The 24,811-nt window shown below is 72.4% G+C and carries 25 protein-coding genes and 1 riboswitch; of the genes, 11 read left to right on the top strand and 14 right to left on the bottom strand.

Features of this window, described 5'->3' with window-relative positions:
- Positions 1-25 precede the first annotated feature (25 nt).
- On the bottom strand, positions 26-541 hold the full coding sequence (locus FHP29_RS13035; protein ID WP_139623266.1) for a CbrC family protein: 516 nt from the start codon (positions 539-541) through the stop codon (positions 26-28).
- 403 nt (positions 542-944) lie between these two features.
- On the opposite strand from FHP29_RS13035, the gene FHP29_RS13040 reads away from it, so the two are divergent.
- Genes FHP29_RS13040 through FHP29_RS13050 form a run of 3 tightly spaced genes read left to right on the top strand, consistent with a single transcriptional unit; the run spans position 945 to position 3,107 of the window.
- Positions 945-1,541 (top strand): helix-turn-helix domain-containing protein, encoded by a 597-nt coding sequence (locus FHP29_RS13040; RefSeq protein WP_139623267.1) that lies wholly within the window; start codon positions 945-947, stop codon positions 1,539-1,541.
- Positions 1,542-1,551: 10 nt separating this feature from the next.
- Positions 1,552-2,217: an FMN-binding negative transcriptional regulator gene (locus FHP29_RS13045; RefSeq protein WP_139623268.1), complete on the top strand. Its 666-nt coding sequence runs from the start codon at positions 1,552-1,554 to the stop codon at positions 2,215-2,217.
- Entirely contained in the window at positions 2,214-3,107 is an 894-nt protein-coding gene (locus tag FHP29_RS13050) for an EamA family transporter (protein WP_205014065.1), read from the top strand. The genes FHP29_RS13045 and FHP29_RS13050 overlap by 4 nt, the downstream gene beginning before the upstream one ends.
- Positions 3,108-3,110: 3 nt before the next feature.
- On the opposite strand, the gene FHP29_RS13055 is transcribed toward FHP29_RS13050, so the two are convergent.
- Positions 3,111-4,433: an SLC13 family permease gene (locus FHP29_RS13055; RefSeq protein ID WP_139623269.1), complete on the bottom strand. Its 1,323-nt coding sequence runs from the start codon at positions 4,431-4,433 to the stop codon at positions 3,111-3,113.
- Positions 4,434-4,553: 120 nt separating this feature from the next.
- Between FHP29_RS13055 and FHP29_RS13060 the strand changes: the two genes are divergently transcribed.
- Both FHP29_RS13060 and FHP29_RS13065 read left to right on the top strand, forming a co-directional pair.
- A complete protein-coding gene (locus tag FHP29_RS13060; protein ID WP_139623270.1) occupies positions 4,554-5,258 on the top strand; it encodes a FadR/GntR family transcriptional regulator in 705 nt (234 codons plus the stop codon).
- The gene (locus tag FHP29_RS13065; protein WP_139623271.1) at positions 5,255-6,013 is read left to right on the top strand and encodes a sulfite exporter TauE/SafE family protein; all 759 of its coding nucleotides are present in this window, start codon (positions 5,255-5,257) and stop codon (positions 6,011-6,013) included. The genes FHP29_RS13060 and FHP29_RS13065 overlap by 4 nt, the downstream gene beginning before the upstream one ends.
- Here FHP29_RS13065 and FHP29_RS13070 read toward each other — a convergent pair.
- Positions 6,003-6,311: an antibiotic biosynthesis monooxygenase family protein gene (locus FHP29_RS13070; RefSeq protein ID WP_139623272.1), complete on the bottom strand. Its 309-nt coding sequence runs from the start codon at positions 6,309-6,311 to the stop codon at positions 6,003-6,005. The two genes, FHP29_RS13065 and FHP29_RS13070, sit on opposite strands and share 11 nt — an antisense overlap.
- Before the next feature lie 51 nt (positions 6,312-6,362).
- Positions 6,363-6,950: a TetR/AcrR family transcriptional regulator gene (locus FHP29_RS13075; protein WP_192904013.1), complete on the bottom strand. Its 588-nt coding sequence runs from the start codon at positions 6,948-6,950 to the stop codon at positions 6,363-6,365.
- Positions 6,951-7,083: 133 nt separating this feature from the next.
- Here FHP29_RS13075 and FHP29_RS13080 point away from each other — a divergent pair, with 133 nt between their 5' ends.
- Positions 7,084-8,733: an AMP-binding protein gene (locus FHP29_RS13080; RefSeq protein WP_205014067.1), complete on the top strand. Its 1,650-nt coding sequence runs from the start codon at positions 7,084-7,086 to the stop codon at positions 8,731-8,733.
- A 21-nt stretch (positions 8,734-8,754) separates the two neighbouring features.
- Positions 8,755-9,306, top strand: coding sequence for a hypothetical protein (locus tag FHP29_RS13085; RefSeq protein ID WP_139623274.1), 552 nt, complete (start codon positions 8,755-8,757; stop codon positions 9,304-9,306).
- On the opposite strand, the gene FHP29_RS13090 is transcribed toward FHP29_RS13085, so the two are convergent.
- The gene (locus FHP29_RS13090; protein ID WP_139623275.1) at positions 9,293-10,162 is read right to left on the bottom strand and encodes an LLM class F420-dependent oxidoreductase; all 870 of its coding nucleotides are present in this window, start codon (positions 10,160-10,162) and stop codon (positions 9,293-9,295) included. The two genes, FHP29_RS13085 and FHP29_RS13090, sit on opposite strands and share 14 nt — an antisense overlap.
- Before the next feature lie 42 nt (positions 10,163-10,204).
- Here FHP29_RS13090 and FHP29_RS13095 point away from each other — a divergent pair, with 42 nt between their 5' ends.
- Positions 10,205-10,909 carry a peptidylprolyl isomerase gene (locus FHP29_RS13095; RefSeq protein WP_139623276.1) on the top strand — a complete coding sequence of 235 codons (705 nt, stop codon included), beginning with the start codon at positions 10,205-10,207 and terminating at the stop codon, positions 10,907-10,909.
- Here FHP29_RS13095 and FHP29_RS13100 read toward each other — a convergent pair.
- Entirely contained in the window at positions 10,896-11,777 is an 882-nt protein-coding gene (locus FHP29_RS13100; RefSeq protein ID WP_139623277.1) for an oxidoreductase, read from the bottom strand. The two genes, FHP29_RS13095 and FHP29_RS13100, sit on opposite strands and share 14 nt — an antisense overlap.
- Before the next feature lie 27 nt (positions 11,778-11,804).
- Here FHP29_RS13100 and pepN point away from each other — a divergent pair, with 27 nt between their 5' ends.
- Genes pepN through FHP29_RS13115 form a run of 3 tightly spaced genes read left to right on the top strand, consistent with a single transcriptional unit; the run spans position 11,805 to position 16,570 of the window.
- Positions 11,805-14,231 (top strand): aminopeptidase N, encoded by a 2,427-nt coding sequence (gene pepN, locus FHP29_RS13105; RefSeq protein ID WP_139623278.1) that lies wholly within the window; start codon positions 11,805-11,807, stop codon positions 14,229-14,231.
- On the top strand, positions 14,228-15,064 hold the full coding sequence (locus FHP29_RS13110; RefSeq protein ID WP_139623279.1) for a formate dehydrogenase accessory sulfurtransferase FdhD: 837 nt from the start codon (positions 14,228-14,230) through the stop codon (positions 15,062-15,064). Before pepN ends, FHP29_RS13110 begins: the two co-directional genes overlap by 4 nt.
- A 60-nt stretch (positions 15,065-15,124) precedes the next feature.
- Positions 15,125-16,570, top strand: coding sequence for a DNA recombination protein RmuC (locus FHP29_RS13115; protein ID WP_205014068.1), 1,446 nt, complete (start codon positions 15,125-15,127; stop codon positions 16,568-16,570).
- Positions 16,571-16,635: 65 nt separating this feature from the next.
- Here FHP29_RS13115 and FHP29_RS13120 read toward each other — a convergent pair whose 3' ends face one another.
- The 8 genes from FHP29_RS13120 to gcvH all read right to left on the bottom strand — a co-directional run bounded on the left by FHP29_RS13120 (position 16,636) and on the right by gcvH (position 24,807).
- Positions 16,636-17,478: a thioesterase family protein gene (locus FHP29_RS13120; protein WP_240044482.1), complete on the bottom strand. Its 843-nt coding sequence runs from the start codon at positions 17,476-17,478 to the stop codon at positions 16,636-16,638.
- A 21-nt stretch (positions 17,479-17,499) separates the two neighbouring features.
- Positions 17,500-18,807, bottom strand: coding sequence for a serine hydrolase domain-containing protein (locus FHP29_RS13125; protein WP_158296561.1), 1,308 nt, complete (start codon positions 18,805-18,807; stop codon positions 17,500-17,502).
- A 13-nt stretch (positions 18,808-18,820) separates the two neighbouring features.
- The gene (gene gcvP / locus FHP29_RS13130; RefSeq protein WP_139623281.1) at positions 18,821-21,658 is read right to left on the bottom strand and encodes an aminomethyl-transferring glycine dehydrogenase; all 2,838 of its coding nucleotides are present in this window, start codon (positions 21,656-21,658) and stop codon (positions 18,821-18,823) included.
- 85 nt (positions 21,659-21,743) lie between these two features.
- A riboswitch (glycine riboswitch) is annotated at positions 21,744-21,834 on the bottom strand.
- A 15-nt stretch (positions 21,835-21,849) separates the two neighbouring features.
- Entirely contained in the window at positions 21,850-22,449 is a 600-nt protein-coding gene (locus tag FHP29_RS13135) for a MerR family transcriptional regulator (RefSeq protein WP_139623282.1), read from the bottom strand.
- A 172-nt stretch (positions 22,450-22,621) separates the two neighbouring features.
- A complete protein-coding gene (locus FHP29_RS13140) occupies positions 22,622-23,092 on the bottom strand; it encodes a bifunctional nuclease family protein (RefSeq protein ID WP_139623283.1) in 471 nt (156 codons plus the stop codon).
- A 41-nt stretch (positions 23,093-23,133) separates the two neighbouring features.
- Positions 23,134-23,865 carry a transcriptional regulator FtsR gene (ftsR, locus tag FHP29_RS13145; protein ID WP_139623284.1) on the bottom strand — a complete coding sequence of 244 codons (732 nt, stop codon included), beginning with the start codon at positions 23,863-23,865 and terminating at the stop codon, positions 23,134-23,136.
- Complete coding sequence (locus FHP29_RS13150) at positions 23,865-24,377, bottom strand: FHA domain-containing protein (RefSeq protein ID WP_139623285.1); 513 nt, start codon at positions 24,375-24,377, stop codon at positions 23,865-23,867. Before FHP29_RS13150 ends, ftsR begins: the two co-directional genes overlap by 1 nt.
- A 40-nt stretch (positions 24,378-24,417) precedes the next feature.
- Complete coding sequence (gene gcvH / locus FHP29_RS13155) at positions 24,418-24,807, bottom strand: glycine cleavage system protein GcvH (protein WP_139623286.1); 390 nt, start codon at positions 24,805-24,807, stop codon at positions 24,418-24,420.
- Positions 24,808-24,811 lie beyond the last annotated feature (4 nt).

Here is a 24,811-nt window from a genome sequence, read left to right on the forward strand (position 1 = left end):
TTGAGCAGCGGAGCCAGGGAGCCCGTCAGGATGCGTCGGCGTAGGCCAACTTGGTCCCGCAGTGTCGACAACGGAACAGGTAGCCGGTCAGGTCGCCGTCGGCACGCATGTGTCGCAGCACATCTGAAGGCCAGCCGTCGAGCACCAGCGCCTCAATCGCACTCTCGATGTCTACGACGTCCTCGTAACCAACTCGGCCGAGGAACTCAGCGGCATCCGAACAGTGGAAGAGCCACCGCTCTTGCTGCCATCCCGCAAACCCCGGCGTTCGGCGCAGAACTTCATCAAGCACGTCCTCCGGCACGTCTGAGGGTGCTCCGTCGACCGTAGTGAACTCGGCTTCGAACTCGCTGGCTGCGCTGCCATCAGCGATGCACCACGGGCAGATGAACTCGACCTCGTCGACGGCATAAGTAGGGCCGGCATAGATCAATCCGCGGGCCTGACCGCAGCGCTCACACTCGTCGTCGGCCTGACGCACAGCCCCCGTCGCACGCGGGTCCGGGTGGTACCGGAACACGGGCGGCACGACGGTCTCCATGAACTGAGTCTCTCAGAACGGCCGGGAATACGTTCGGACTTGATACGCAGCCTGTCCACTAGCTCAGATCAGAGGTTGGCCGAGGTGGGTGTCCTGCGCCGTTTCGGCCCTCGTGACGCGAGCGGCAGGAATGGAGGACGTCTCAGCTGCCGTAGGTGTCACAAGGGGGGCACGACCGGACATTCGAAGCCGGTGGGTCCCGAGGAAGTCCCAGCCAGGCGCGCCGACCTCGGGTCAACGTCCACGGTGCGCCCAACCCGTCGGAGACCATCGCGGCCAGATCGCCGGTGTGGCGACCTCCCCCGTCTACCTCGTCGCCTATCAGGCGAGCCTGCTCCTCGTCCTGGCGTGCGCGATCGCGCTCCGATATGACGGTGCACCATGAGTGCACTATGCTGCACTCATGGACGAGAGTACGACGGCCCTCGCGACCGCGATCGGCGCGCGCGTCAAGCAGGAGCGCCAGTCACGACAGTGGACGCTGGACCAGCTCGCCGAGGCGGCGGGCGTGAGCCGCCGGGCAGTGGTCAACGTCGAGCAGGGGTCGGCCAACCCGAGCGTCGGGACGCTGCTGCGCATCAGCGACGCCCTCGGGGTCGGTCTCCCAGCACTGGTCGAGCCGCCGGAGTCGAAGCCGGTCCAGGTGACCCGACACGGCGAGGGCGCGGCGTTGTGGACCGGAGAGCACGGCGGGCGGGGCGTGCTCGTGGCCGGCACCGAGCCGCCCGACGTGCTCGAGCTGTGGGAGTGGACCCTCGGGGTCGGGGACCTCCACGCCAGCGAGGCCCACACCGCGGGCACCCGCGAGCTGCTCCAGGTGCACGACGGCGCGATCACCGTCGTCGTGGGCGAGGAGACGGTGCGGCTCGGGGCCGGTGACGCGATCGCGTTCCCGGGCGACGTCCCCCACTCCTATGCCAACGCCGGCCGCAAGGTCGCGCGCTTCTCGCTGTCGGTCTTCGAGCCCGGCGTGGGCGCGACCTCGCCGGCCAGTCACTGAGAGGAACCGCATGCTCATCCATCCCTGGGACGCGGCCGTCGACACCACCGAGTGGCGGGAGTGGCTCGCCACCACCGACCGGTTCGGGGTGCTCGCCGTCAACAACGTCGACGCGGACGAGGCGCCCGTCGTCGTGCCCACCCACTTCACGATCGCCGAGGACGAGCTCCTCGTCCACCTCGCCCGGCCGAACCCGGCCTGGCCCCATCTCGAGGCCGCGCGCCGGGTCCGCCTCGTCGTGACCGGCGACTATGCCTTCATCCCCGGCTACTGGCGGGCGCGGGCCGGCGATCCGAGCGAGGACGGTGTGCCGACCAGCTACTACGCGAGCGTTCAGTTCGTGTGCCGGCCCACGATCGTCGACGACCCGCAGGACAAGGCGGAGATCCTGTCCGCGCAGCTCGCCGACTTCCAGCCCGAGGGGCACTACGCCGACGTCGTGCCGGGCGAAGGACGCTACGGCCGCATGCTGCCGGGCATCCGTGGCCTGCGGCTCGCGGTCGAGCGGGTGGATGCCAAGTTCAAGTACGACGATCACAACCCGACCGACCATCGGGAGCGGATCACCGCGAGCCTCGAGGACCGCGCGAGCGGCCTCGACGCGTCGGCCGCCGCCCAGCAGCGCCGCCGCCTCGGCCTGATCGGCGAGTGGCGATCCGGAAGGAGCGAGGCATGAGTCCCGTAGCCGGCGGAGCGACGGTGCCGCCCTGGGCCCTCGCGGTGGGCGCCATGGTCTCGGTCCAGCTGAGCTCCGCGCTCTCGATGCCGCTCATCGAGGAGGCCGGGCCGGCCGGCACGGCGTGGCTGCGGCTCAGTCTCGGAGCGGTCGTCTTCCTGGCGATCGGAGGCGCGCGTCTCCGCGGCATCCGGCGCGCCGACCTGCCGGTCCTCTTCGCCCTGGGCGCGACCACCGGTCTGATGACCGTCGCCTTCCTGGCCGCGATCGAGCGGATCCCCCTCGGCACGACGGTGGCGATCGAGTTCCTCGGGCCGCTGACGGTGGCCGCCGTGCGCAGCTCCAGCCGGCGGACCCTCGCCTGGCCGGCGCTCGCCCTCGCCGGGGTCGTCGTCCTCACCCAGCCCTGGCACGGGGAGGTCAACGCACCGGGCGTGGCCTTCGCGGTCCTCGCCGCGGTGGGCTGGGGCGGCTACATCCTGCTCACCCAGCGGGTCGGCGACCGCTACGCCGGCGTGACCGGGCTGGCGGTGACGATCCCCGTCGCTGCCGTCGCGACCGCTGTCGTCGGACTCCCCCAGGCCGCTCCGCACCTGACCGTGGACGCCCTCGCGTGGGCGGCGCTCCTCGCCCTGCTGATGCCGGTGCTCCCGATGGCGCTCGAGATGCTCGCACTGCGCCGGATGACGCACACCGCGTTCGGGACGTTGATGGCGCTCGAGCCCGGGTTCGGCGCTCTGCTCGGCTTCGCGATCCTCGACCAGGCCCTCTCCCCCGCGCAGGTCGCGGGCATCTCCCTCGTCGTCATCGCGGGGGCCGCGGCCCAGCTCGGCGGCCGCCGCGAGGATGCGCCCGCCCTCTCCCCGGCGGCGGAGGTGTCGGTCGGCTGACCGTCACCAGCCCGGCAGCACCAGCGCCGCCCACACCAGGAGCGGACCCACGAGGACCACGATCACGCTGTAGGTGAGGATCTGCTTGTAGTAGACCTGCTCCTCGATCGTGTCCGGCCGGTTGGCCAGCATGAGCGCGCCGTTGGTGGAGAACGGGCTCACGTCGACGATGGTCGACGCGACGGCCAGTGCGGCCACGAACATCGCGGCGGAGATGCCGTGCTCGGCGATGAGCGGGATCGCGATCGGGATGATCACGGGCAGCAGCGCCGTCGAGGACGCGAACGCCGAGACGACGCCGCCGACGTAGCAGAGCACCAGCGCACCGACCGCGGCCACGCCGAGGCCGGCCGCCCACTTGCCCACGAACTCCGGGGAGCCCGCCGTGGTCAGGATCGTGGCGTAGGTGCTGACGCCCGCGACCAGCAGGACGGTCGGCCAGGCGATCTGCTTGACGGCGTCCTTGTGCTCCTCGGCGGAGAGCATGGCGAGGATGACGGCCGCGGTGATCGAGGTGAACCCGATGTTCTTGTCGAAGACCAGCGCGATGGTCGCGACCGCGACGAAGGCGACCAGGGTCAAGACCTGGTCGAGGCGCGCGCCCTGCGCACGGGTGCCGACCGGCGTCGCGGCGCCCGTCCCCCGGGCCGCGACCGGCGTGCCGCCGCGGTGCAGGTCGTCGGAGACCGTCGTGCCCTCGTCCGTGGGATCGATCCGGACCGAGAGCAGCTTGGTCCCGCCGAGCAGGAAGAACAGGATGGCGGCCATCAGCGTGTTGACCACCAGGCTGGCCAGGAAGATCGTGAGCTCGCTGTCAGGCAGCCCGGACTCCTTCATCACCGAGTTGGTGATCGAGCCGTAGATGCTGATCGGCGAGAACCCGCCGGCCTGCGCGCCGTGCACGACCATCATGCCCATCATCAGCGGGCTGATCCGGTAGCGACCGGCGAAGCCGAGGGCGACCGGGCCGATGATCGCGCAGGCCGCGGGGCTGACGGCGCCGATCGCGGTGAGCAGCGCCGTGACGGCGAACATCACCCACGGGATGAAGGCGACCCGGCCGCCGACCGCGCGCACCGCGGATCTGACGATCAGATCGACGGTGCCGTTGTTGCGCGCGATCGCGAACAGATAGGTGACCCCGATCAGCGTCAGGATGAGGTCACCGCTGACCCCGGCCAGGATCTCCTTCTCGTCCAGATCGAGCGAGTACATGCCGACCAGCCAGGCGGCGACGTACGCCAGCGCGCCCATGTTGATCGGCAACAGGGTGCCGATGACGAACAGTGCGACGAGCGCGAGGATTGCGACCCATTCCGGTCCCATGGGGTTCCACCTTCTCCGAGATCGGCCCGCGGGCCGGTGCGAGTGATCCGGGCCACACCCTACGTGGTTCAGTGGACTAGCCAATAGGACACTTCCTCCGATTGTCAATAAGATGACGGGATGCCCGACCCCGGACGTCCGCTCCCGCCGAAGGTGACCCGGACCCGCCTCTACGAGCAGGTGGCCGAGCAGATCACGACCTGGGCCGCCCAGAGCGGGCTCACCGTCGGCGACCGGCTGCCGCCGGAGCGCGAGCTCGCCGTCCAGCTCGGGGTCAGCCGGGCCACCCTGAGCCAGGCCCTGGTCGCCCTCGAGGTCGTCGGCGTGGTGGCGGTGCGCCACGGCGACGGCACGGTGCTGGTCCGACCGACCACGGCCTCCATCGGCCAGGCCATCCGCGCACACGCCAGCCGGCTGCCCGAGATCCTCGAGACCCGTGACGCGCTGGAGACGAAGCTCGCCGCGCTCGCCGCCGAGCGTCGTACCGACGACGACCTGGCCGCCATCGAGGCCGCGCTCGCCGAGATGGAGGCCGACGTCGAGGCCGGCGGCCGCGGGGTCGAGGGCGACCAGCGCTTCCACGCCGCGGTGACCGCCGCCAGCCACTCCGCCCTCCTCGCGCGGCTGATGGTCGAGATCGCGCCGCTGGTCACCGAGTCGCGCCTAGAGTCGCTCTCCCAGCCCGGACGCCCGCGCGCCTCGCTCGCGGGCCACCGGCGCATCGCCGCGGCCATCGTCGCCGGCGATCCGGCCGCGGCGGCAGCGGCGATGCACGACCACATCGGCATGGTCAGCGACGTCGCCCTCCTCCGCGAGGGCCAGTGACCGGGCTCGAGCAGCTCGCCGTCCTGGGGGCCGGACTGGGAGCCGGCATCCTCAGCTCGACCGTCGGCGTCGCCTCGCTCCTCAGCTTCCCCGTCCTCGTCGGCCTCGGGCTCCCGCCCGTGGTCGCCAACGCCTCGAACACGGTGGGCCTGATCCCAGCGGGGCTGAGCGGCTCCTTCGGCTACCGCGCCGAGCTGCGCGAGCACCCCCGCATCACGCGGGTGATCCTCACCTGCTGCGCCCTCGGCGCCGTGGTCGGCGCCGCGCTGCTCCTGGCCCTGCCTGCGGCCGCCTTCGAGGCCGCCGTCCCGTGGCTGATCCTGCTCGCCTGCGGCCTGGTCGGAGTGCAGCCCTGGGTCTCGCGCGGCCTGGCCCGCTACCGCGACGCGGGCGACGCCCCCCGTCACCACCTCTCGCCGCTCACCACCGCCTTCGCCGGCCTCACCGGCGTGTACGGCGGCTACTTCGGCGCCGGTGCGGGCGTGATGATGGTCGCCGTGCTCGGTCTCGGCACCGACGTGGAGCTCCGCGTCGTCAACGCCCTCAAGACGCTCTCCCTGCTCGCCGGCAACCTCGTGGCCGGGCTGATCTTCGTCGTCGTCGCGGATCTCGACTGGGCCGCGGTGGGACTGCTCGCCGCCGGCTCGGTGGTCGGCGGCTACCTCGGCGCCCGGATCGGGCGGCGACTGCCGTCCGGCGTGTTCCGGGCGGCCGTGGTGCTGGCGGGCGTGGCCGTCGCCGTGCTCATGCTCTGAGGTCTCCCAGGGGCACGTCGACAAAGTGCTCCACGACCGGGAACGGGTCGTAGAACCGGTGCAGGAGGGCCCGCCACTCGTCGTACTGCGGGGATCCGCGGAAGCCCTCGGTGTGGTCCTCGACGGTGTCCCACTCGACGAGCAGCAGGTAGTGGCTCGGCGACTCGAGCGAGCGGCGCAGGGCCAGGCCACGGAAGCCCGGCATCGAGGAGATGATCGACCGGGCCTGCCCGAAGGCGGCCTCGAAGTCAGCCTCCTGGCCGGGGAGAACGGGCAGGACGGCGTGTTCGAGGATCATGGTCCCAGCCTCTCATCGGACGCGCCCGGCGAGAGCCTCACCCCGGCCCGCTCAGGGCGCGCGTACGCCGTCGATGATGCTGGTCACGAGACCCTCGACCCAGGCGTCGTCGACGGCGTCGCGACCCCGGAGCACGATCGCCACCAGGGTGCTCCCGAAGACGATCTCGATGAACAGCCCGAGGTCGACATCGGGGCGCGCCTCCCCCCGCTCGACGGCCTCGTCCAGCCGGACGGCGAGACTCTCCCAGCCCGACGACAGCAGGCGCGCACTGAGCTCCTGCTCCAGGGCATGGTCGGCCATCAGCTCCCCCAGCAGCGCGGGGATCGCCCGACGACCCGCGGGCGAGCCGACCACCGCGAGGCAGCTCTCGACGACCGCTCGCACCTGCGCGCGGAGGTCTCCGACGGAGCCCGGGTCGACCACGGCCGACGACGGGAAGACCGCCTCGTGGACCAGGTGGGCCTTGGACGCCCAGCGGCGGCGGATCGCCGGGACCGACGTACCGGCCCGCTCGGCGATCGCCCGGAAGGTCAGGTCGGCGTAGCCCATCTCCGCCACCAGGTCGCAGGTCGCGGCCAGCACGGCCTCGTCGATCCGAGCGTCCCGGGGGCGGCCGGCGCCGGCGGTCTCACTCATCGCTGCCACCTCCTCTCCCCGAGCACGGAGTCATTGTCGCGGAGTCATTGTCGCGAACCCCTTGACGCCGATCGCCACCGTATTTATGTTTCGTATCACAACGCAATGTAATCCGGATCACCCTGGAGCGCCAGTGACACCCGCCTTCGCCCACAGCTCGGTCGCCGAGTTGCTCCTCGCCCGCGCCGAGGACGACCACCCCGCCCTGCTGTTCGGGGACGAGACCCTCAGCTGGCGCGAGTTCGTCGCGGGCGCCCACGAGCGGGCTGCCGTGCTGACGGCCCTGCGCCGGCCGGGGCCGTGGCACGTCGGCGTCCTCATGGACAACGACCCGGAGTACCTGCTGCTCATCGCAGCGGCCGCCCTGTCCGGTGCGACCATCGTGGGCGTCAACCCGACCCGGCGCGGTGCCGAGCTGACCGCCGACATCCGGGGCACCGACATCCAGACCCTGATCGTGGGTACGACGCACCGCGCGCTGGTCGACGGCCTCGACCTCGCGGGCGTCGACGTGCTCGACCAGGACGGCGACCGCTATCGCGAACTGCTCGCCGACGCCGCCGTGAACCCGGTGCGCACCACCGCTCCTCCGGGCATGGCGCACACCCTGCTGCTGCTGTTCACCTCCGGCTCGACCGGCGCTCCCAAGGCCGTCGTCTGCTCGTCGTTCCGGCTCGCGGTGATCGGACAGCTCAACGTGCACGGCCTCACCCGCGACGACGTCGCCTACAACGCGATGCCGCTGTTCCACGGCAACGCCCTGATGGCGGCCTGGGCACCCATCCTCGTCGTCGGCGGCACCTACGCCCTGCGCGAGCGGTTCTCGGCGTCCGGCTTCCTGCCCGACGTCCAGCGCTTCGGCGCCACCTTCTTCAACTACGTCGGGCGGGCGCTGTCCTACGTCCTGGCCCAGCCCGAGAGCCCCAGCGAGCGCGACAACAGGCTCCGCTTCGGCTTCGGCACCGAGGCCTCGACCCGCGACCGCGAGGAGTTCCAGCGGCGCTTCGGGTGCCGCATCGTCGAGTCCTACGGGTCCTCCGAGGGCGTCTGCACCATCCTGCGCGACGAGAGCACTCCCCCGGGCGCGCTCGGCCGCCCCGACCCCGCCATGGGCCTGGTCATCGTCGGCGCCGACGGCGAGGAGGCTCCGCCCGCGTCCATCGCCGACGACGGCCGACTCCTCAACGCGGCCGAGGCGATCGGCGAGATCGTCGTGCGCGGAGGCGCCGCCCGGTTCGAGGGCTACTACAACAACCCCGGGGCGATGGCCGCCAAGGTGCGCGACGGCGACTACTGGACCGGCGACCTCGCGTACGCCGACGCCGACGGCAACTTCTGGTTCGCCGGCCGCAACTCCGACTGGATCCGCGTGGACAGCGAGAACTTCGCCACCGCGCCGATCGAGCGCATCCTCGCCCGCCATCCGGCGGTCGCCACCGCCGTGGTGTACGGCGTCCCCGACCCGCGGACCGGTGACGAGGTGATGGCGTCCCTCCTGCTCCTGCCGGACGCCCGGCTGGACCCCGACGATCTCGACCGCTTCCTCGAGGACCAGCCCGACCTCGGCACCAAGTGGCGTCCGCGCCTCGTGCGCGTGGTCGAGGACCTCCCCCTGACCGGGACCGGCAAGCTCGACAAGCGGGCCCTGCGCGGCCAGGCGTGGCTGGTCGACGACCCCGTCTACGTGCACACCGAACGGGGCTATCGCCCCTTCACCGCACAGGACCGGTCCGAGCGCGAGGCCGCGTTCACCGCCCACGGGCGCCAGTCCCTGCTCCCCTGACCCTTCACGAAAGGCATCGCCATGATCGAGCTCAACCGCAGTCACCTCGTCGACTTCATCAGCAAGCGCCTCGCGACCACCGAGTCGTCACGCCAGCGCACGATGCTCGAGCGGATGCGCGTCCACGCCGCCGCCGAGCGCGACGGCGACCTCGAGACCCTCGTCGGGACGCTCGGCGAGGCCACGAACTACCACTTCTGGGAGCTGTCGGGGGACGTCGGCCCCAAGACCCGCGAGGGCGTCGCCGACTACTACCGCAACCTGGTCGAGAACAACGGCCACGTGCTGGAGTTCTTCTGCGAGCGGATGGTCGTCGATGACGACTGCATCGTCATCGAGGGCGTTCTCACGCTCATCCAGCCGGGCGCCCTGATGGTCCAGCACCCGATGGCCGCCGGCTTCGCCGAGGCCGACAAGAACTACCTGATCAAGATGCGCAACGTGATCTTCTGGTCCTTCGACGAGGACCTGATGATCGTCGCCGAGGACTCCTACACCGGCGGGCCGATCGAGATGCGGGTCCTCGAGGACCACGAGCTCCCGGCCGACTTCGTCGCGCTCACCGCGAGCTGACGCGCGGCAACGCGTCCTCGACGACCGCGGCGGCCCACGCCTCCGGGTCGTCTCCGGAGGGCATCAGCGCGGCGAGCGTGACCCCGAGGCCGTCGTACCGCTCCATCTCGCGGGCGAACCGGTCGCTCTCGGCGACCGGGTCGCCGAACCACAGGATGGTCTTGCGGATCTCGTCGTAGTCGCGGCCGACGTCGTCGCAGTGGCGGCGCAGCACCTCCAGCTTGGCGGCCACGCCGTCGACGCCGTCGCCGGTGAACAGGTTGCAGGCGTCGGCGTACTGCGCCACCAGGCGCAGCGTCTTGCGCTCGCCCTGACCGCCGATCATCACCGGAACCCGGCCGGCGACGGGCGGTGGGACGCAGATCGTCTCGGCGAGCCGGTAGTGCTCGCCCTCGAACGGACCGTCATCGGGGCTCCACATCTGCCGGCAGACCCGCAGCGTCTCCTCGAGCCGTCCGAAGCGCTCCGCCAGCGGCGGGAAGGGGACGCCGAGGCCCGCGTGCTCCCGGTCGTACCAGGCGGCGCCGATGCCGAGCCAGGCCCGGCCGCCCGACAGCACGTCGAGCGTCGTGACGATCTTCGCGAGGAGCCCGGGGTGCCGGTAGGTGACGCCGGTGACGAGCAGGCCGAGGCCCATCCGCTCGGTGCGTCCGGCGAGATAGCCGAGTGTGGTGTAGCCCTCGAGCATCGGCTCCTGCGGACCTCCCGACATCTCCATCTGGAAGTAGTGGTCCATCACCGTGAAGAGCGCGATCCCACCGTCGTCCGCGATCCGCGCGGTCGCGCCGAGCCGGTCGGCGAGGAGGCGGTCCCACTCGGGGTGGCTGAAGCTTGCGTAGTGGATGCCCAGGTCCATGCGCGCCAACCTACGCCCGCGGCGCTGCGTACGATGCGGCCCATGCGCTCACGCCTGCTCACCGGTGTCCCGGCCCTGCTCCTGCTCGCCACGCTGTCCGCCTGCGGCGACGACAAGGCCGAGGACTCCGCGACCGATCAGGACGCCGGGGCCGCCGCCTGCGACTGGACGGAGACGGGTGACCCGGCGCGCGAGGTCGATCTCCCCCCGAAGACGTCGAGCTACAGCGGCGACGTCCCGGTCGTCCTGACGACCTCCGTCGGCGAGCTCAAGGTCACCCTCGACGCCGACCGGGCGCCGTGCACCGTCGCCTCCTTCGCGTCCCTGGCGGAGCAGGGCTATTACGACGACACGTCCTGCCACCGCCAGGGCAACGACCCGGGCTTCGAGTTCCTCCAGTGCGGAGACCCCTACTTCGACCCGACGGCGGCCGACGCCGACCCGAAGACCGGCACCGGCGGCCCCGGCTACACCATCCCCGACGAGGTCGACGGCAGCGAGACCTATCCGGCCGGCACCCTCGCCATGGCCAACACCGGAGCGCCCCACAGCGGAGGCGGCCAGTTCTTCATCGTCTTCGGCGACTCCCAGTTCCCGCCGGACTACACCGTGTGGGGCCACCTCGACGAGGCGTCCCTGGAGACGCTGAGGAAGGCGACCGCCAGCGGCAACGACGGCTACTGGGCGCAGAGCGGCGGCGGCCGCCCGAACACCCCGGTCACCTTCGAGAGCATCAAGGTCGGCTGAGCGCGACCGACCGGTCCCACAGCGCCCGCGCCAGCACCTCGTCGTCGGCCTTGGGCGACATCCGGGCAGGAGCGGGCCAGCCCCACAGCTCGGTCCGTCCGTGCGGGCCGATGTAGGTGCCGCCGGGCACGTCCATCGTCGCGGCGTAGACCGTGCACAGCGCGCCGCGCCAGGCCGGCATGCCGACGAGCCGCTGGCCGTAGTGCCCGACCGCGGTGACGACCGGGTGACCCGACCCGCTGGTGATCGCGGTCGCCGAGGCGCCGGGGTGGGCGGCCACGGCCCGCAGGTCGGAGCCCTCGGCGCGCAGGCGGCGGTCCAGCTCGCGCATGAACAGCAGGTCGGCGAGCTTGGAGTCGCCATAGGCCTGGAAGGGGCGGTAGGGACGGCGCTCCCAGCCGAGATCGTCGAGGTCGATCCGTCCCGAGCGGTGCTCGCGTGAGCTCACCACGACGACGCGGTCGAGCAGGTGCGGCAGCAGCAGCCGGGTCAGCAGGAAGTGGCCGAGGTAGTTGGTCGCGAAGTGCAGCTCCACCCCTTGCGGCGTCACCCGGTGCGGCACGCCGAGCACACCGGCGTTGTTGATCAGCACGTCGACGGGCCGGCCGTCGGCGACCAGCTCCGTCGCGAAGGCCCGGACCGAGTCGAGGTCGCTCACGTCGACCTGCCGCACCTCGACCCGGCCCCGGTCGTGACCGGGCACGGTGCGAGCGGCCGCCTCCGCCTTCTCGACGCTGCGGCAGGCCATCACGATGTCCGCGCCGCGCGAGCCGAGGATCCGCGCGGTCTCCAGGCCGAGGCCGCCGTTGGATCCGGTGATGACGAACCGCCGCCCCTGCTGGGGCGGCACCTGGGTCCAGGGTCGCATGCCCGCAGGCTCCCATAGGCTTGTCGGATGAGTCTCACCCGCGCCGAAGCCGAGCATCGCGCGAGCGTGCTCACCGTGTCGTCGTACGACGTCGACCTGGATCTGACCCTCGCCGAGGACGTCTTCGCGTCCCGCACCACGATCAGGTTCCGCAGCGAGGCCGCGACCACCTTCGTCGACGTGAAGCCGCGGTCCCTGCACGCCCTGCTCCTCGACGGACAGCGCCTCGACGTCGACGTCCTCGCCGAGGGCCGGGTGCGGCTCGACCTCGGCGCCGGGGAGCACGAGCTCGTCGTGGAGGCGACGATGGGCTTCCGCAACGACGGCGAGGGCCTGCACCGCTCGATCGACCCGGCCGACGGTCGGGCCTACGTCTACGGCATGTCCTTCATGGACGCCGCGCCGTCGGTGTTCGCGTGCTTCGACCAGCCCGACCTCAAGGCGCCGTACTCGATGCGGGTCACCGCGCCGGCGGACTGGCTGGTCGTCGGCAACGCACCGGCGCGGGACGCGGGCTCCGAGGGCGCGACCAGGCGCTGGGAGCTCGGCCCCACTCCCCCGCTCGCGACCTACTTCGTCACCGTGGTCGCCGGGCCCTATCACCTGATCCGCGACGAGCACGACGGGATCCCGCTCGGGCTGAGCTCCCGGCAGAGCCTGGCTTCCACCCTCGACCGGGAGGCCGACGAGCTCCTCACACTCACCCGGCAGTCCTTCGACGAGCTGCACCGCCTGTTCGGCATCCGCTACCCCTTCGGCGACTACCACCAGGCGTTCGTGCCCGAGTTCAACGCCGGCGCGATGGAGAACCCCGGCTGCGTCACGCTGCGTGATCCGCTGCTGTTCGAAGGAGCGAGCACCCGGGCCGATCGCAGCTTCCGCGCCAACATCGTCGCCCACGAGATGGCCCACCAGTGGTTCGGCAACATCGTCACGCCGAAGTGGTGGGACGACCTGTGGCTCAACGAGTCCTTCGCCGAGTACATGGGGCTGCGCGTCATCACCGACGCCACGGAGTACGTCGACGGCCCCCTGCACGACTCCTACGCCCGCCGGACGTGGGGCATCACCGCAGACCAGCGCCCGACGACGCACCCGGTCGCCGGAAACGCCGCCCCCGACGCGCTCTCGGCGCTGCAGAACTTCGACGGCATCTCCTACGCGCGCGGGTCGAACGTGCTGCGCCAGCTCGCGCGCCGGCTCGGCGACGACGCCTTCCTCGGCGGCGTGCGCGAGCACTTCGAGCTCCACCGCTTCGGCAACGCCACGATGCACGACCTGTTCGCGAGCTGGGAGCGGGCGGGCGGCGCCAGCCTCGACGGGTTCGTCAAGGACTGGCTGCTGACGCCGGGGGCAGACCGGATCGAGCTCGACCGCGCGGCCGGTGTGGTCCGTCGTACGTCGCCCGCGGCGTACCCCGCGGACCGCCGCCACGACCTCGTCGTCGCCACCCACGGCCCGGACGGCTGGACCCAGCGCTCGTTCGTGGTCGACGGCCCGGTCACGCCGCTCGACGCCGGCGACACGCCGGTGCTCCTCGACGCGACCGAGACCACCTGGGCGGTGAGCCCGCCGGACCCGCTGACGCTGGCGGCGTTGCCGGATCTCGCGCCGGCCATGACCGATCCGCAGCTGCGGGCGACGATGTGGAACAGCGTGCGGCTCGGGCTCTTCGAGGCCGTGATCACCCCCGCCCAGGTGGCCGATCTGCTCGCGACCGCACCACCCGTCGAGGACACCGCCGACGGTGCCCGCAACCTCCTCCCCTGGGTCCTCGAGACGGTGCTCCCGCTCGCCCCTGCCGGATCCACCGAGCGCTTCCACGCCGCGGTCCGCGCGGCCGCCGAGCGCGCGGAGACGGGGTCCGAGCTCCAGCTGTCCGCCTTCCGGGCGACGGTGCTGTCCTCCGTCGACCCGGCGGAGCTCGAGCGCTGGGCGGCCGGCGAGGCGCTGCCCGAGGGGATCGACGGCGACAGCGACCTGCGCTGGAAGGCGCGGCATCGGCTCGCCGAGATCGGCGCGACGGACCGCGCCGCCCTGGACGCCGCGCTCGACGCCGAGCGCAGCGGGTCGACGACCGTCCACCACGCCCGGGCCGTCTCGTCGCTGCCGACGACCGAGGCCAAGGAGTTCGCGTGGGCGCGGGCCACCGGCGAGGTCTCGGTGCCCAACTACGAGGTGAAGGCCGCCGGAGCCGGCCTGTGGCGGGCGGGCCAGCAGCAGGTCACCGCGCCGTTCGCCGCGGCGTACTTCGAGGAGCTCGACGCCATCCTCGGCGCCCACCAGGGCTGGGTGCAGGGCGACGTCGTCGAGGCGTACTTCCCGATCACCCACCTCGACGACGCCACCGAGGCCGCGACCGCCGCCGCGCTCGAGAGGGACCTCCCCGGCGCGGTCCGGCGGCGCCTGGCCGACCGGTTCGACGAGCTGCGCCGGCGTCGGGCGGTGCAGTGACGGCCGCGCGACCCCGCAGACCCGGCCCCACGACGCGCCTGCGGGTCGAGGACCATCGCGTCGACCAGCAGGACGGCGAGCAGGTACGACGCCGCGAGGACCGCGTGCTCACCGAGGAGCCGCTGGAGATCCGGCTGGCCTGGCCGGGCGCCCCCGCCCGCCGGGTCTGGACCACCCTGCGCACGCCGGGCAACGACTTCGAGCTGGCCGCGGGCTGGGTCCACCACGAGGGGCTCGGGAGTGCCGCCGGCGTCGCCTACTGCACCGACATGGAGCTGCGCCCCGAGCAGGAGTTCAACGTCGTCACGCTCACCCTCGCGTCCGTGCCGGCCCGGGTGCCGAGCCAGCTCGACGCCCTGAGCGCCGGGTCGGCCGCGTGCGGCGTCTGCGGCACCGACGAGGTCGCCGAGGTCCTCGCGCGCCGCCCGGCGCCGCCGTGGTCCGGACCGCTCCCCCCGGCCGACCTGATCCGGCGCCTGCCCGGACTGATGCGCCCCCGCCAACAGCTCTTCGAGCGCACCGGCAGCGCCCACGCCGCCGGGCTGTTCACCGCGGACGGGACCCTGGTCGCCGTCCGGGAGGACGTGGGGCGGCACAACGCCGTCGACAAGGTCGTCGGCTCACGCCTGCTGGCGGGGTCCTCCTCCGCCGAGGCGGTGCTGGTGGTGAGCGGGCGTGCGGGCTTCGAGCTGGTGCAGAAGGCGGTCGCCAGCGGCATCGGGGCGCTCGTCGCCGTCGGCGCGCCGACGGGCCTGTCGGTGCGCCTCGCCGAGGCCGGCGGGCTCGCGCTCTACGGGTGGACGAGGGACGAGCGGACCGTGCGGTACGCGTGATCCGGGGCACCACGGCGCGCCCCGAGGGGTTGTGTCGGGCCCGGCTGTTTGACTGCTCCCATGGCCACCCTCCTCGCTCTCCTCGTCGGTCTCCTGCTCGGTGCAGGGGTCGGCTGGCTGATGCGTCAGGCCACCCTCCCCCCGGCCGTCGAGACCGACCCGGGTGAGTCTCCCGAGATGGTCGCCGCGCGCCACGAGGCCGTGCTCGCCGAGCTGCGGGCCGACCACGAGGCGGCCGTGGCGCAGCTGCGTCACGAGGTCGACCGCGCCCAGCTCGTGGGCGAGTCCCGCGCGGCCGAGGTGCGTGCCCAGGAGTCGGCGGCGCGGGCGGAGGTGCAGGCCGAGCTGACCGGCGCCCTCGCGACCGTCGACCAGCTCCGCGACGCGGTCGACGAGGCCAGGGCGCAATACCGTGCCCTGCTCGACCAGCAGCGGCAGGCCCAGCGCGAGCGCGAGCGCGGCGAGGCCGGGCAGACCCAGGTCCTCAAGACCCTCACCCCCGTCGTCGAGCACCTGCGCTCGATGCAGCAGAAGGTCGACGAGCTGGAGAAGGCCCGGGTGCGCCAGCACACCGAGCTCGCCACCCAGATCCAGCACACCCAGCGCTCCGTCGAGGACTCCCGCAAGGCGGCCGACACGCTCGCCTCGGTCCTCAAGAACAACGCGGTGCGTGGTGCCTGGGGCGAGACCCAGCTGCGCACCCTGGTCGAGACGGCCGGCCTGCTCAACCGCGTCGACTTCGAGCTCCAGCACTCCGTCGAGGCCGACTCCGGCGCCCGCCGCCCCGACATGGTGATCAACCTGCCCGGCGGCAAGCAGATGGCGATCGACGCCAAGGTCCCCTACAACGCCTTCATGGACGCCCATCGCGAGGGGATCGACCCCGAGGCCAGGGTGCGACTGCTGGAGGACCACGCCCGCAAGGTCCGCGGCCACGTCGACACCCTCGCCCAGAAGGGCTACTGGACCGGTCTGACGATCAGCCCCGAGTTCACGGTCGCGTTCATCCCCAACGAGCAGCTCCTCAACGCGGCGCTCGACGTCGACCCCTCGCTCATGGAGCACGCGTTCAAGCAGGGCATCGTGCTGGCGACGCCGACCAACCTCTGGGGCCTGCTCAAGACGGTCGCCTTCACCTGGAAGCAGGAGGCGCTCACCGAGGACGCCCAGGTGCTCTTCGAGCTGGGCCAGGTCCTCTACCGACGCATCCTCAGGCTCTCCGAGCACGTCGACAAGCTCGGTCGCTCGATCCAGCGCAGCGTGAAGGACTACAACAACTTCACCGGCTCGCTCGAGCGCTCCGTGCTCCCCGCGGCCCGCAAGCTCAACGCGGCCGACCCGGTCGCGACCATCCCCGCGCCGAAGGAGATCGAGGAGACCCCGAAGGCGCTGACCTCGAGCGAGTTCTCCGCGCTGGCCGACCTCGACCGTGAGGAGCTCGCCTTCGACTTCGACCTCCCCGGCACCGCCGAGGCCGACATCGTGGACGACACGCAGGCGGGCTGAGAAGCACCACTCCCGGTCGGGCGCCGCAGGCGCCGCCCGGCCGGACGCCCCTAGAGCGGATGCGCTCAGACGGCGCCGCGCTGCTCCACGCCGGCGGAGAGGTCGACCGTACGGCGCGTGTTGGCCAGCGACGTCACCGTCGCCGTGCCGAGCACACCGGTGGCGTCGAAGACCTCCGCGGTGCCGACCGCGATCCCGTTCGCGGCGACGCGGTCGGTGGCCCGCAGGCCCAGCCGGTCGCTGTCGGGCAGACGGCACAGGGCCAGGTCGATGTCGGTGTTGATGTGCTCGACGCCGCCGCTGCCCCAGTTGGTGACCATGCTGGTCGCGTCGGCGATCGAGGCGACCGCCTGGAACGGCGAGCACACCTCGCCGTGCACGATCGGCACCGCGGTCTGCCAGGTCTGGTGCCGTCCGTCGTTCTGGTGGTCGCCGAAGTCGTCGGACCACGGCGCGGCACTCGCGAACCACGGGACGTGGTGCTGGCCCGGCTCCGGCAGCCGGTCGGCGGGAGGCGGGGTCGGTCGCTCCGCGGGCGAGGACCACACCTCGCCGGCGGGGTCGGCCGACGGAGCGAGGAAGGTGGCGCCGGCTCGCGCCACGATCTCGCCCTCCTGCTCGACGACCGCGTCCAGGAGGACCAGGCGCGGCCCCTCCCGGACGATCCGCGCGGAGGCCGTGGTCGCGATCATCCGGGCCGGGCGGAACAGGTCGACGTGGTAGCGCGCCGGCACCAGGTCACCGCGTCCGGCGGCACCCACGGTCTGCTCGAGGGCGCGCGCCAGCAGCCCGCTCACCGCGACGCCGTGCATCTGGTCGGCGCGCCACAGGCTCTGCGCCAGGGGTAGCGGCACGAGGCCGTCCGGCGACTGCTCGAACCAGGCGAACTGGAACGCGTTCTCGTTCACGGGAGCATCATGCCCCCTCCGTCAGGCCGGGTCCGCAGGACCCCCGGGAATCGGCGCCCGAGGGTCGTAGGGCGTGCGCGTCCAGACGAACGTCGCGCACTCAAGATGCCCCACGCTGCCGTCGGCGCGCCGTCGCAGGTGCAGTCGCTCGCCACGGTGGTAGCCCTCGATGCCGAGGAAGCCGTCGCCCTCGGGGAGGAACCGCTCCTCGAGCCCGCCGGTGCGCAGGTCGTGTGCCTGCAGCACGCCGCCCACCCACTCGAAGCCGAAGGCGGTGTTGCCCCAGAACCACACGCCGAGCACCTCGGCGACAGCGGCCGGGACCGGGCGCGGCGACGGGCGCCACGGGGCCGGCGCCGCCGCCGGGGGGTCGTCGGGGGCCGCCAGGAGGCGGCCCGGCACGCGGTCCGGACCGAGCCCGGTCGTCGCGTCGGCGAGGGCGACGACCGCGTCCCGGGTCCCACGGTCGACGAACAACGACGCCTGGAAGCCCGGCATGGAGCCGGTGTGCCCGACGAGCGCGCGGTCGCCGACCCGCAGCAGGCGCAGCCCGAGTCCGTAGGCCGGGGCCGGGGGGACCGGCTCGGCCATCTCGGCGAGGGTCGCCGCGGACAGCACGTCGGGGTGGCCGGTCGCGAGGAAGTCGGCCCACCGGAGCAGGTCGCCGACGGTGCTCCACAGCTGACCGGCCGGCGCCATGGCGCCGGTGTCGGAGTGCGGCTCGGCGCTGAGCGTGTGGGCGAAGTGGTCCACGCTGCGGCCGGGCGCATGGTCGACCGGCGGGTGGTACGACGTCGCGCCCATGCCGAGCGGGCCGAGCAGGCGCTCCTGGACGACCTCCCACCACGACGCGCCGCTCAGGCGCGCGACGGCCTCGCCGAGGAGCGCGAAGCCGAGATTGGAGTAGTGGTAGAACTCCCCCGCCGCAGCGACCCGTCCGGTGCCGTCGTTGCCGGTCGTCAGCTCGTCGAAGGTGCCGCCGTCGACCCGCTCCCACCACGGGCCGGCGGGCTCGCTCTGCAGCCCGGCGGTGTGGGCGAGCAGCTCGCGCACCGTCGCCGCGGCATAGCCGGTCTCGGGCACGACCCGCCCGATCGGGTCGTCGAGGCGCAGCCGCCCCTCGTCCCGCAACTGCAGGACGAGGACGGCGGTCAGCGTCTTGGTGATCGACCCGATCCGGTACGCCGACGCGTCGGTCACCGCCGCGTCGGGCAGCACGCTCACGCAGCCCTGCCACACCGGCGCGCCGCCGCGGGCGACCGCCGCCGAGACCGACGGCAGCCGACCCGCGGCCTGCAGTGACGCCAGCGCGTCGTCGTACGTCGTCACGAGCGGGCGCGACTCACTCGGCGTAGGCGTCCATCGGCGGGCAGGCGCACACCAGATTGCGGTCGCCGTAGGCCTGGTCGATGCGGGCGACCGGCGGCCAGTACTTGTCGGGCGAGATGCCGGCCGGGAAGACGCCGACCTCGCGGGAGTAGGTCCGCTCCCAGTCGCCGACCAGCGCGCGGGCAGTGTGGGGTGCGTTCCGCAGGGGCGACGCCTCGATCTCCCACTCGCCGGCGGCGACCTGGTCGATCTCGCCCTTGATCGCGATCATCGCCTCGCAGAAGCGGTCCAGCTCGGCCAGGTCCTCGGACTCGGTCGGCTCGACCATCAGCGTTCCGGCGCCCGGGAAGGACATCGTCGGGGCGTGGAAGCCGTAGTCGATGAGCCGCTTGGCGACGTCGTCGACCGAGACACCGGTCTCGGCGGTGATCTGGCGCAGGTCGAGGATGCACTCGTGGGCGACCAGCCCGGAGTCGCCGCGGTAGAGCACCGGGAAGTGCTCGCCGAGGCGGGCTGCGACGTAGTTGGCCGAGAGCACCGCGACGGCGGTGGCCCGCGTGAGGCCCGCGCCGCCCATCATCCGGATGTAGGCCCACGAGATCGGCAGGATGCCGGCCGACCCGAACGGCGCCGCGCTGATCGCGCCGGTGCCCTCGCGACGCTCGGCGTCGGGGTGGAGCGGGTGGGTGGGCAGGTAGGGCGCCAGGTGGGCGCGCACCGCCACCGGTCCGACGCCCGGGCCGCCGCCGCCGTGCGGGATGCAGAAGGTCTTGTGCAGGTTGAGGTGGGAGACGTCGCCCCCGAACCGGCCGGGCGCGGCGTAGCCGAGCAGCGCGTTGAAGTTGGCGCCGTCGATGTAGACCTGGCCGCCGTGCTCGTGGACCAGGTCGCACAGCTCGGTGATGGTCTCTTCGTAGACGCCGTGCGTCGAGGGGTAGGTCACCATGATCGCGGCGAGGGTCTCGGCGTGCTGCTCGCACTTGGCGCGCAGGTCGTCGAGGTCGACCGTGCCGTCGTCGTTGGCCTTGACCACCACGACCTTCATCCCGGCCATGACCGCCGAGGCGGGGTTGGTGCCGTGCGCCGAGGACGGGATCAGGCAGACGTCGCGCTGGCCCTGGCCGTTGGCCCGGTGGTAGTTGCGGATCGCCAGCATGCCGGCGTACTCCCCCTGCGCGCCGGCGTTGGGCTGGATGGAGACGCGGTCGTAGCCGGTCACCTCGGCCAGCCAGCCCTCGAGCTGCTCGATAAGCTCGCGGTAGCCCTCGGCGTCCGCGGCCGGCACGAAGGGGTGCAGGTTCGCGAAGCCCGCGAGCGAGATCGGCTCCATCTCGGTGGTCGCGTTGAGCTTCATCGTGCACGAGCCGAGCGGGATCATGCCGCGGTCGAGCGCGTAGTCGCGGTTCGAGAGGCGCGCGAGGTAGCGCAGCATCGAGGTCTCGTTGTGGTGGGTGTTGAAGACCGGGTGGGTGAGGAACTCGGTGGTGCGCTCGAGCTCGGCGGGCAGCCCGGCCTCGCCCTCGGCCGACACGGAGGTGACGCCGAAGGCGGCCAGGACGGCCGCGAGCGTGTCCTCGCCGGCCGTCTCGCCGAAGGAGATGCCGACGGTGTCGGCGTCGACCCCCCGCAGGTGGAGGGACGCCGCACGAGCGGCGGCGACGACCTCGGCGGCGCGACCGGGCACGCGCACGTTGAGGGTGTCGAAGAAGGTCTCGTTGACGACCTCGATGCCGGCGGCGGCGAGCGACGCGGCGGCGCGCCGAGCCAGGCCGTGGATCCCGCTCGCGATCGCGCGCAGCCCGTCGGGGCCGTGGTAGACGGCGTACATGCCGGCCGTGACCGCCAGGAGCACCTGGGCGGTGCAGATGTTGGACGTCGCCTTGTCGCGGCGGATGTGCTGCTCACGGGTCTGCAGGGCGAGACGGTACGCCGGGCGCCCCTCGGCGTCGACGGAGACGCCGACGAGGCGGCCGGGCAGCTGGCGCTCGAGGCCCTCGCGCACGGCGATGAAGCCGGCGTGCGGGCCGCCGTAGAAGAGCGGGACGCCGAAGCGCTGGGCCGACCCGACGACCACGTCGGCACCGAGGGCGCCGGGCGCCTCGAGGAGGGTGAGGGCGAGCAGGTCGGCGGCGACCACGGCCAGGCCGCCGTGCTCGTGGACCGCGTCGATGACGGGCTTGATGTCGGCGACCCGGCCGGAGGCGCCGGGGTACTGCACGAGCACGCCGGACACCGGTCCCTCGGGCAGGCCGTCGGCGAGGTCGGCGACCAGGAGCTCGATGCCGAGGCCCTCGCAGCGGGTGCTGACGACGTCGATGGTCTGGGGCAGCGCGTCGGCGTCGATGACGAACGGACCCGCCGCCTTCCGGTTGGCGCGGTAGGCCAGCGCGACGGCCTCGGCCGCGGCAGTGCCCTCGTCGAGCAGGGACGAGCCGGCCGTGTGGAGCCCGGCCAGGTCCGCGACCATGGTCTGGAAGTTGATGAGCGCCTCGAGGCGGCCCTGCGAGATCTCCGGCTGGTAGGGCGTGTACGCGGTGTACCAGCTCGGGTCCTCGAGCACGTTGCGCCGGATGACGGCTGGCGTGACCGTGGCGTGGTAGCCGAGACCGATCATCGACTCGCCGGGGACGTTCGTGGCGGCCAATGCCCGGAGCTCGGCGGCGGCGGCCTCCTCACCGACGGCGTCGGGCAGGCGCAGCGGCTCCGTGGCGCGGATGGTCTTGGGGACGGCAGCGTCCATCAGCGCTTCGAGCGAGGGGTGGCCCAGGCGGGCGAGCATGGTCTCGACCTGGTCGTCGTCGGGACCGATGTGACGCCGGACGAAGGGGGCGGAGTCGTGGGATGCGCTCATGAGCAGAGAGTTTCCTCGGGTCGGGTCGATGAGATGAATCGAACCCTCCCCCTCTGTCAGCGCCTCACTGCGCCTTCAGAGTTGCCTGCTCTGCACGGTCCTGGCGCCTGAGAGGTTCCGGGGAGGGATTGCCCCTTCGGCGCAGACACGGGGCCTGACTCTCCCGTGCAGCATCAAACAGCAGCGACAGCCTAGCCCACGTTGCGGGCGGCGCGACGCGCGGCGAGCTCGTCGCCGGCGACCGGGGCGTCGCCCTCGGAGTCGTTGGCGTGCTCGCTGGGGAGTTGGGCGAGGGTGCCCTCGATCTCGCGCCACACGCCGCCGATCGCGATGCCGAACACGCCCTGGCCGCCCTGGAGGAGGTCGATGACCTCGTCGTTGCTGGTGCACTCGTAGACCGAGGCGCCGTCGCTCATGAGCGTGACCTGGGTCAGGTCGTCGGTGCCGCGCTCACGCAGGTGGCCGACCGCGGTGCGGATCTGGGGCAGGGAGATGCCGGCGTCGAGGAGCCGCTTGATGATGCGGAGCACCAGGATGTCGCGGAAGCTGTAGAGCCGCTGGGAGCCCGAGCCCTTGGCGCCGCGCACGCTCGGCTCGATCAGGCCGGTGCGGGCCCAGTAGTCGAGCTGGCGGTAGGTGATGCCGGCGGCGTTGCAGGCCGTCGGGCCGCGGTAGCCGAGGTCGCTCGGCAGCGGGGAGACGTCGTCGGTGAACAGCAGGCCCTGCTCCTGCGCGGCAGCAGTCGCCGCGGTCACGTCCTGACCGACCTTCTCGGGCTGCTGCTCGTTCACGGATCCTCCAGGTCGGGGCACTGATGCGGATTGCACTGCTGTGGTTCGACTCCCTCACGGTACGGCCGCGGTGTCGGGCCGGTCAAAGACATGGGCGGGCGTGTCGGCCAAAACTCTCAACCTGAGCCTGAGGCTGAGCCAGAAGCCGATCCCGCGGCCGGGCGGAGCGGGCTCAGCCCTCGGCGCCGAAGTCCTCCGGGGACACGTGGTCGAGGAACTCCCGGAACGCCTCCACCTCGTCCTCCTCCTCGGCGGGCGCGGCCAGCCCGGCCTCGGCGAGCACGTCCTCGGAGCAGTAGATCGTCGTACCGGTCCGCAGGGCGAGGGCGATCGAGTCGGAGGGACGCGCGCTGACCTCCACGCCCGAGGCGAAGACCAAGGTGGCGTAGAAGACGCCGTCGCGCACGTCGGTGATCCGGACCTCGCTGAGCTCGTTGCCGGTCGCGGTGAGCACGTCGCGCAGCAGGTCGTGGGTCAGGGGACGCGGCGGGACGACGCCCTGCTGGGCGAAGGCGATGGCCGTGGCCTCGACGGCGCCGATCCAGATCGGGAGGTAGCGCTCGCCGGACACCTCCCGCAGGAGCACGATCGGCTGGTTCGAGGGCATCTCCACCCGCACACCCATCACGTCGACCTCGCGCATGCATCCAGACTACTGCTCGGCCGATGGGTGGTGGCCGCGGCTCAGACGCGTCGCAGTCCGGCCTTCACCAAGGTGGCGTGCAGGCGCACCGACAGGGCGGCGATCTCGCTGACCGCCTCCTCGGCGCGGGCGCTCGCCCCGGCGTCGCGGCCCTTGCGCGGGGTGACGACCTGCTGGATGAGCCCGACCTCGCGATCCGCCGCGGTGCGGTAGGCGCGGAGGTGGCGCGGCTCGATGCCGTAGTCGGCCAGCTCGCGCGCGGTCCGGGCGATGACCAGGGCGTCGGTGTCGTAGTGGCCGGTCGGCGAGGCGGTGATCAGCGCGAAGGACTCGAGCTGGGCGAGCAGGTCCTCGTCGATCTCGGCCACCTTGACCAGCTCCTTGCGCGAGAGCCGCAGCCGGTCGGTACGACGGAACGACTCGGGCGCCGGCAGCCCGTCCGCGCCCAGCGCGACGATCGGCACGGTCGGGACGACCGGCTCGGGCTCGGGCGGGGTCAGCCCGCGGTCGATGGCGTCGAGGTGCTCGCCGATCACCTTCAGCGGGAGGTAGTGGTCGCGCTGCATCCGCAGGATGTAGCGCAGCCGCTCGATGTCGCCCTCGGAGAACTTGCGGTAGCCGGACGGGGTGCGCTCCGGCTTGACCAGGCCCTCGGCCTCGAGGAAGCGGATCTTGGGGATGCTGATGTCCTCGAAGTCGGCGCGCAGCCGGTCGAGCACCTGGCCGATGTTGAGCCGCGGCTCCCGCTCCCCCCGGGCGACGGCAGCAGTCATCAGGCGCTTTCGTGCCCGGCGAAGAAGACCAGGCGGTACTTGCCGACCTGGACCTCGTCGCTGTCCTTGAGCTGGACCTTCTCGATCCGGTCCCGGTTGACGTAGGTGCCGTTGAGGCTGCCGGCGTCCTCGACGGTGAAGGTGTCGCCGTCGCGGCGGAACACCGCGTGGCGGCGCGAGACCGTCACGTCGTCGAGGAAGATGCCGCTCTCGGGGTGGCGCCCCGCGGTCACCTCGTCGGCGTCGAGCAGGAAGCGGCTGCCCGAGCCCGGGCCCTTCTGGACCACGAGCAGCGCGTGGCCCACGGGCAGCGCGTCGACGGCGGCGGCGTCGACCGGGCTCAGCGCGCGGTCGGAGGTCTCGACCCGATCGCCGCCGCCGAACTGGATGGTGGCGGTGGCGTCGGTCATCGGGGCGGGCGCCGGCTCGGGCGCGACCAGGCGGGTCCCGCACTGCGAGCAGAAGCGGGCGTCATCGGGGTTCTGCCGACCACAGGCGGTGCAGAACGGCATCAGTGGCTCCTCACGGTGGGTCTACGTCGAACCTACCGGATCAGTTGTCGAGCTGGGCCTCATATGCGGCGGCGTCGAGCAGGCCGTCGAGGGCCTGGGCGTCGGCGGGCACGACCTCGAAGAGCCAGCCGGCGCCGTACGGGTCGTTGTTGACCAGCTCGGGCGTGCTGTCGAGGGCGTCGTTGACCGCGACGACCTCGCCCGTGACGGGCGCGTAGACGTCGCTGACCGACTTGGTGGACTCCAGCTCGCCGCACGAGTCGCCGGCCGTCACCGAGGCGCCGACCTCCGGCAGGGAGACGTAGACGATGTCGCCCAGCGCGTCCTGGGCGTAGTCGGTGATCCCGACGCGCACGGAGCCTTCGGCGTCGCCGGGCTGCCGCAGCCACTCGTGCTCGACGGTGTACTTCAGGTCCGCGGGGTTCGTCATGGCC

Source organism: Nocardioides albidus (assembly GCF_006335005.1).
Taxonomy (GTDB): Bacteria; Actinomycetota; Actinomycetes; order Propionibacteriales; family Nocardioidaceae; genus Nocardioides; species Nocardioides albidus.

Excerpts from the sequence above, each read along its gene's own strand:
- gcvP (WP_139623281.1), bottom strand. The coding sequence starts at position 21,658 with ATGAGCGCATCCCACGACTCCGCCCCCTTCGTCCGGCGTCACATCGGT.
- pepN (WP_139623278.1), top strand. The coding sequence starts at position 11,805 with ATGAGTCTCACCCGCGCCGAAGCCGAGCATCGCGCGAGCGTGCTCACC.
- FHP29_RS13095 (WP_139623276.1), top strand. The coding sequence starts at position 10,205 with ATGCGCTCACGCCTGCTCACCGGTGTCCCGGCCCTGCTCCTGCTCGCC.
- ftsR (WP_139623284.1), bottom strand. The coding sequence starts at position 23,865 with ATGACTGCTGCCGTCGCCCGGGGGGAGCGGGAGCCGCGGCTCAACATC.
- FHP29_RS13150 (WP_139623285.1), bottom strand. The coding sequence starts at position 24,377 with ATGCCGTTCTGCACCGCCTGTGGTCGGCAGAACCCCGATGACGCCCGC.
- FHP29_RS13100 (WP_139623277.1), bottom strand. The coding sequence starts at position 11,777 with ATGCGACCCTGGACCCAGGTGCCGCCCCAGCAGGGGCGGCGGTTCGTC.
- FHP29_RS13115 (WP_205014068.1), top strand. The coding sequence starts at position 15,125 with ATGGCCACCCTCCTCGCTCTCCTCGTCGGTCTCCTGCTCGGTGCAGGG.
- FHP29_RS13045 (WP_139623268.1), top strand. The coding sequence starts at position 1,552 with ATGCTCATCCATCCCTGGGACGCGGCCGTCGACACCACCGAGTGGCGG.
- FHP29_RS13040 (WP_139623267.1), top strand. The coding sequence starts at position 945 with ATGGACGAGAGTACGACGGCCCTCGCGACCGCGATCGGCGCGCGCGTC.
- FHP29_RS13140 (WP_139623283.1), bottom strand. The coding sequence starts at position 23,092 with ATGCGCGAGGTCGACGTGATGGGTGTGCGGGTGGAGATGCCCTCGAAC.
- gcvH (WP_139623286.1), bottom strand. The coding sequence starts at position 24,807 with ATGACGAACCCCGCGGACCTGAAGTACACCGTCGAGCACGAGTGGCTG.
- FHP29_RS13075 (WP_192904013.1), bottom strand. The coding sequence starts at position 6,950 with ATGAGTGAGACCGCCGGCGCCGGCCGCCCCCGGGACGCTCGGATCGAC.
- FHP29_RS13050 (WP_205014065.1), top strand. The coding sequence starts at position 2,214 with ATGAGTCCCGTAGCCGGCGGAGCGACGGTGCCGCCCTGGGCCCTCGCG.
- FHP29_RS13060 (WP_139623270.1), top strand. The coding sequence starts at position 4,554 with ATGCCCGACCCCGGACGTCCGCTCCCGCCGAAGGTGACCCGGACCCGC.
- FHP29_RS13090 (WP_139623275.1), bottom strand. The coding sequence starts at position 10,162 with ATGGACCTGGGCATCCACTACGCAAGCTTCAGCCACCCCGAGTGGGAC.
- FHP29_RS13085 (WP_139623274.1), top strand. The coding sequence starts at position 8,755 with ATGATCGAGCTCAACCGCAGTCACCTCGTCGACTTCATCAGCAAGCGC.
- FHP29_RS13055 (WP_139623269.1), bottom strand. The coding sequence starts at position 4,433 with ATGGGACCGGAATGGGTCGCAATCCTCGCGCTCGTCGCACTGTTCGTC.
- FHP29_RS13070 (WP_139623272.1), bottom strand. The coding sequence starts at position 6,311 with ATGATCCTCGAACACGCCGTCCTGCCCGTTCTCCCCGGCCAGGAGGCT.
- FHP29_RS13035 (WP_139623266.1), bottom strand. The coding sequence starts at position 541 with ATGGAGACCGTCGTGCCGCCCGTGTTCCGGTACCACCCGGACCCGCGT.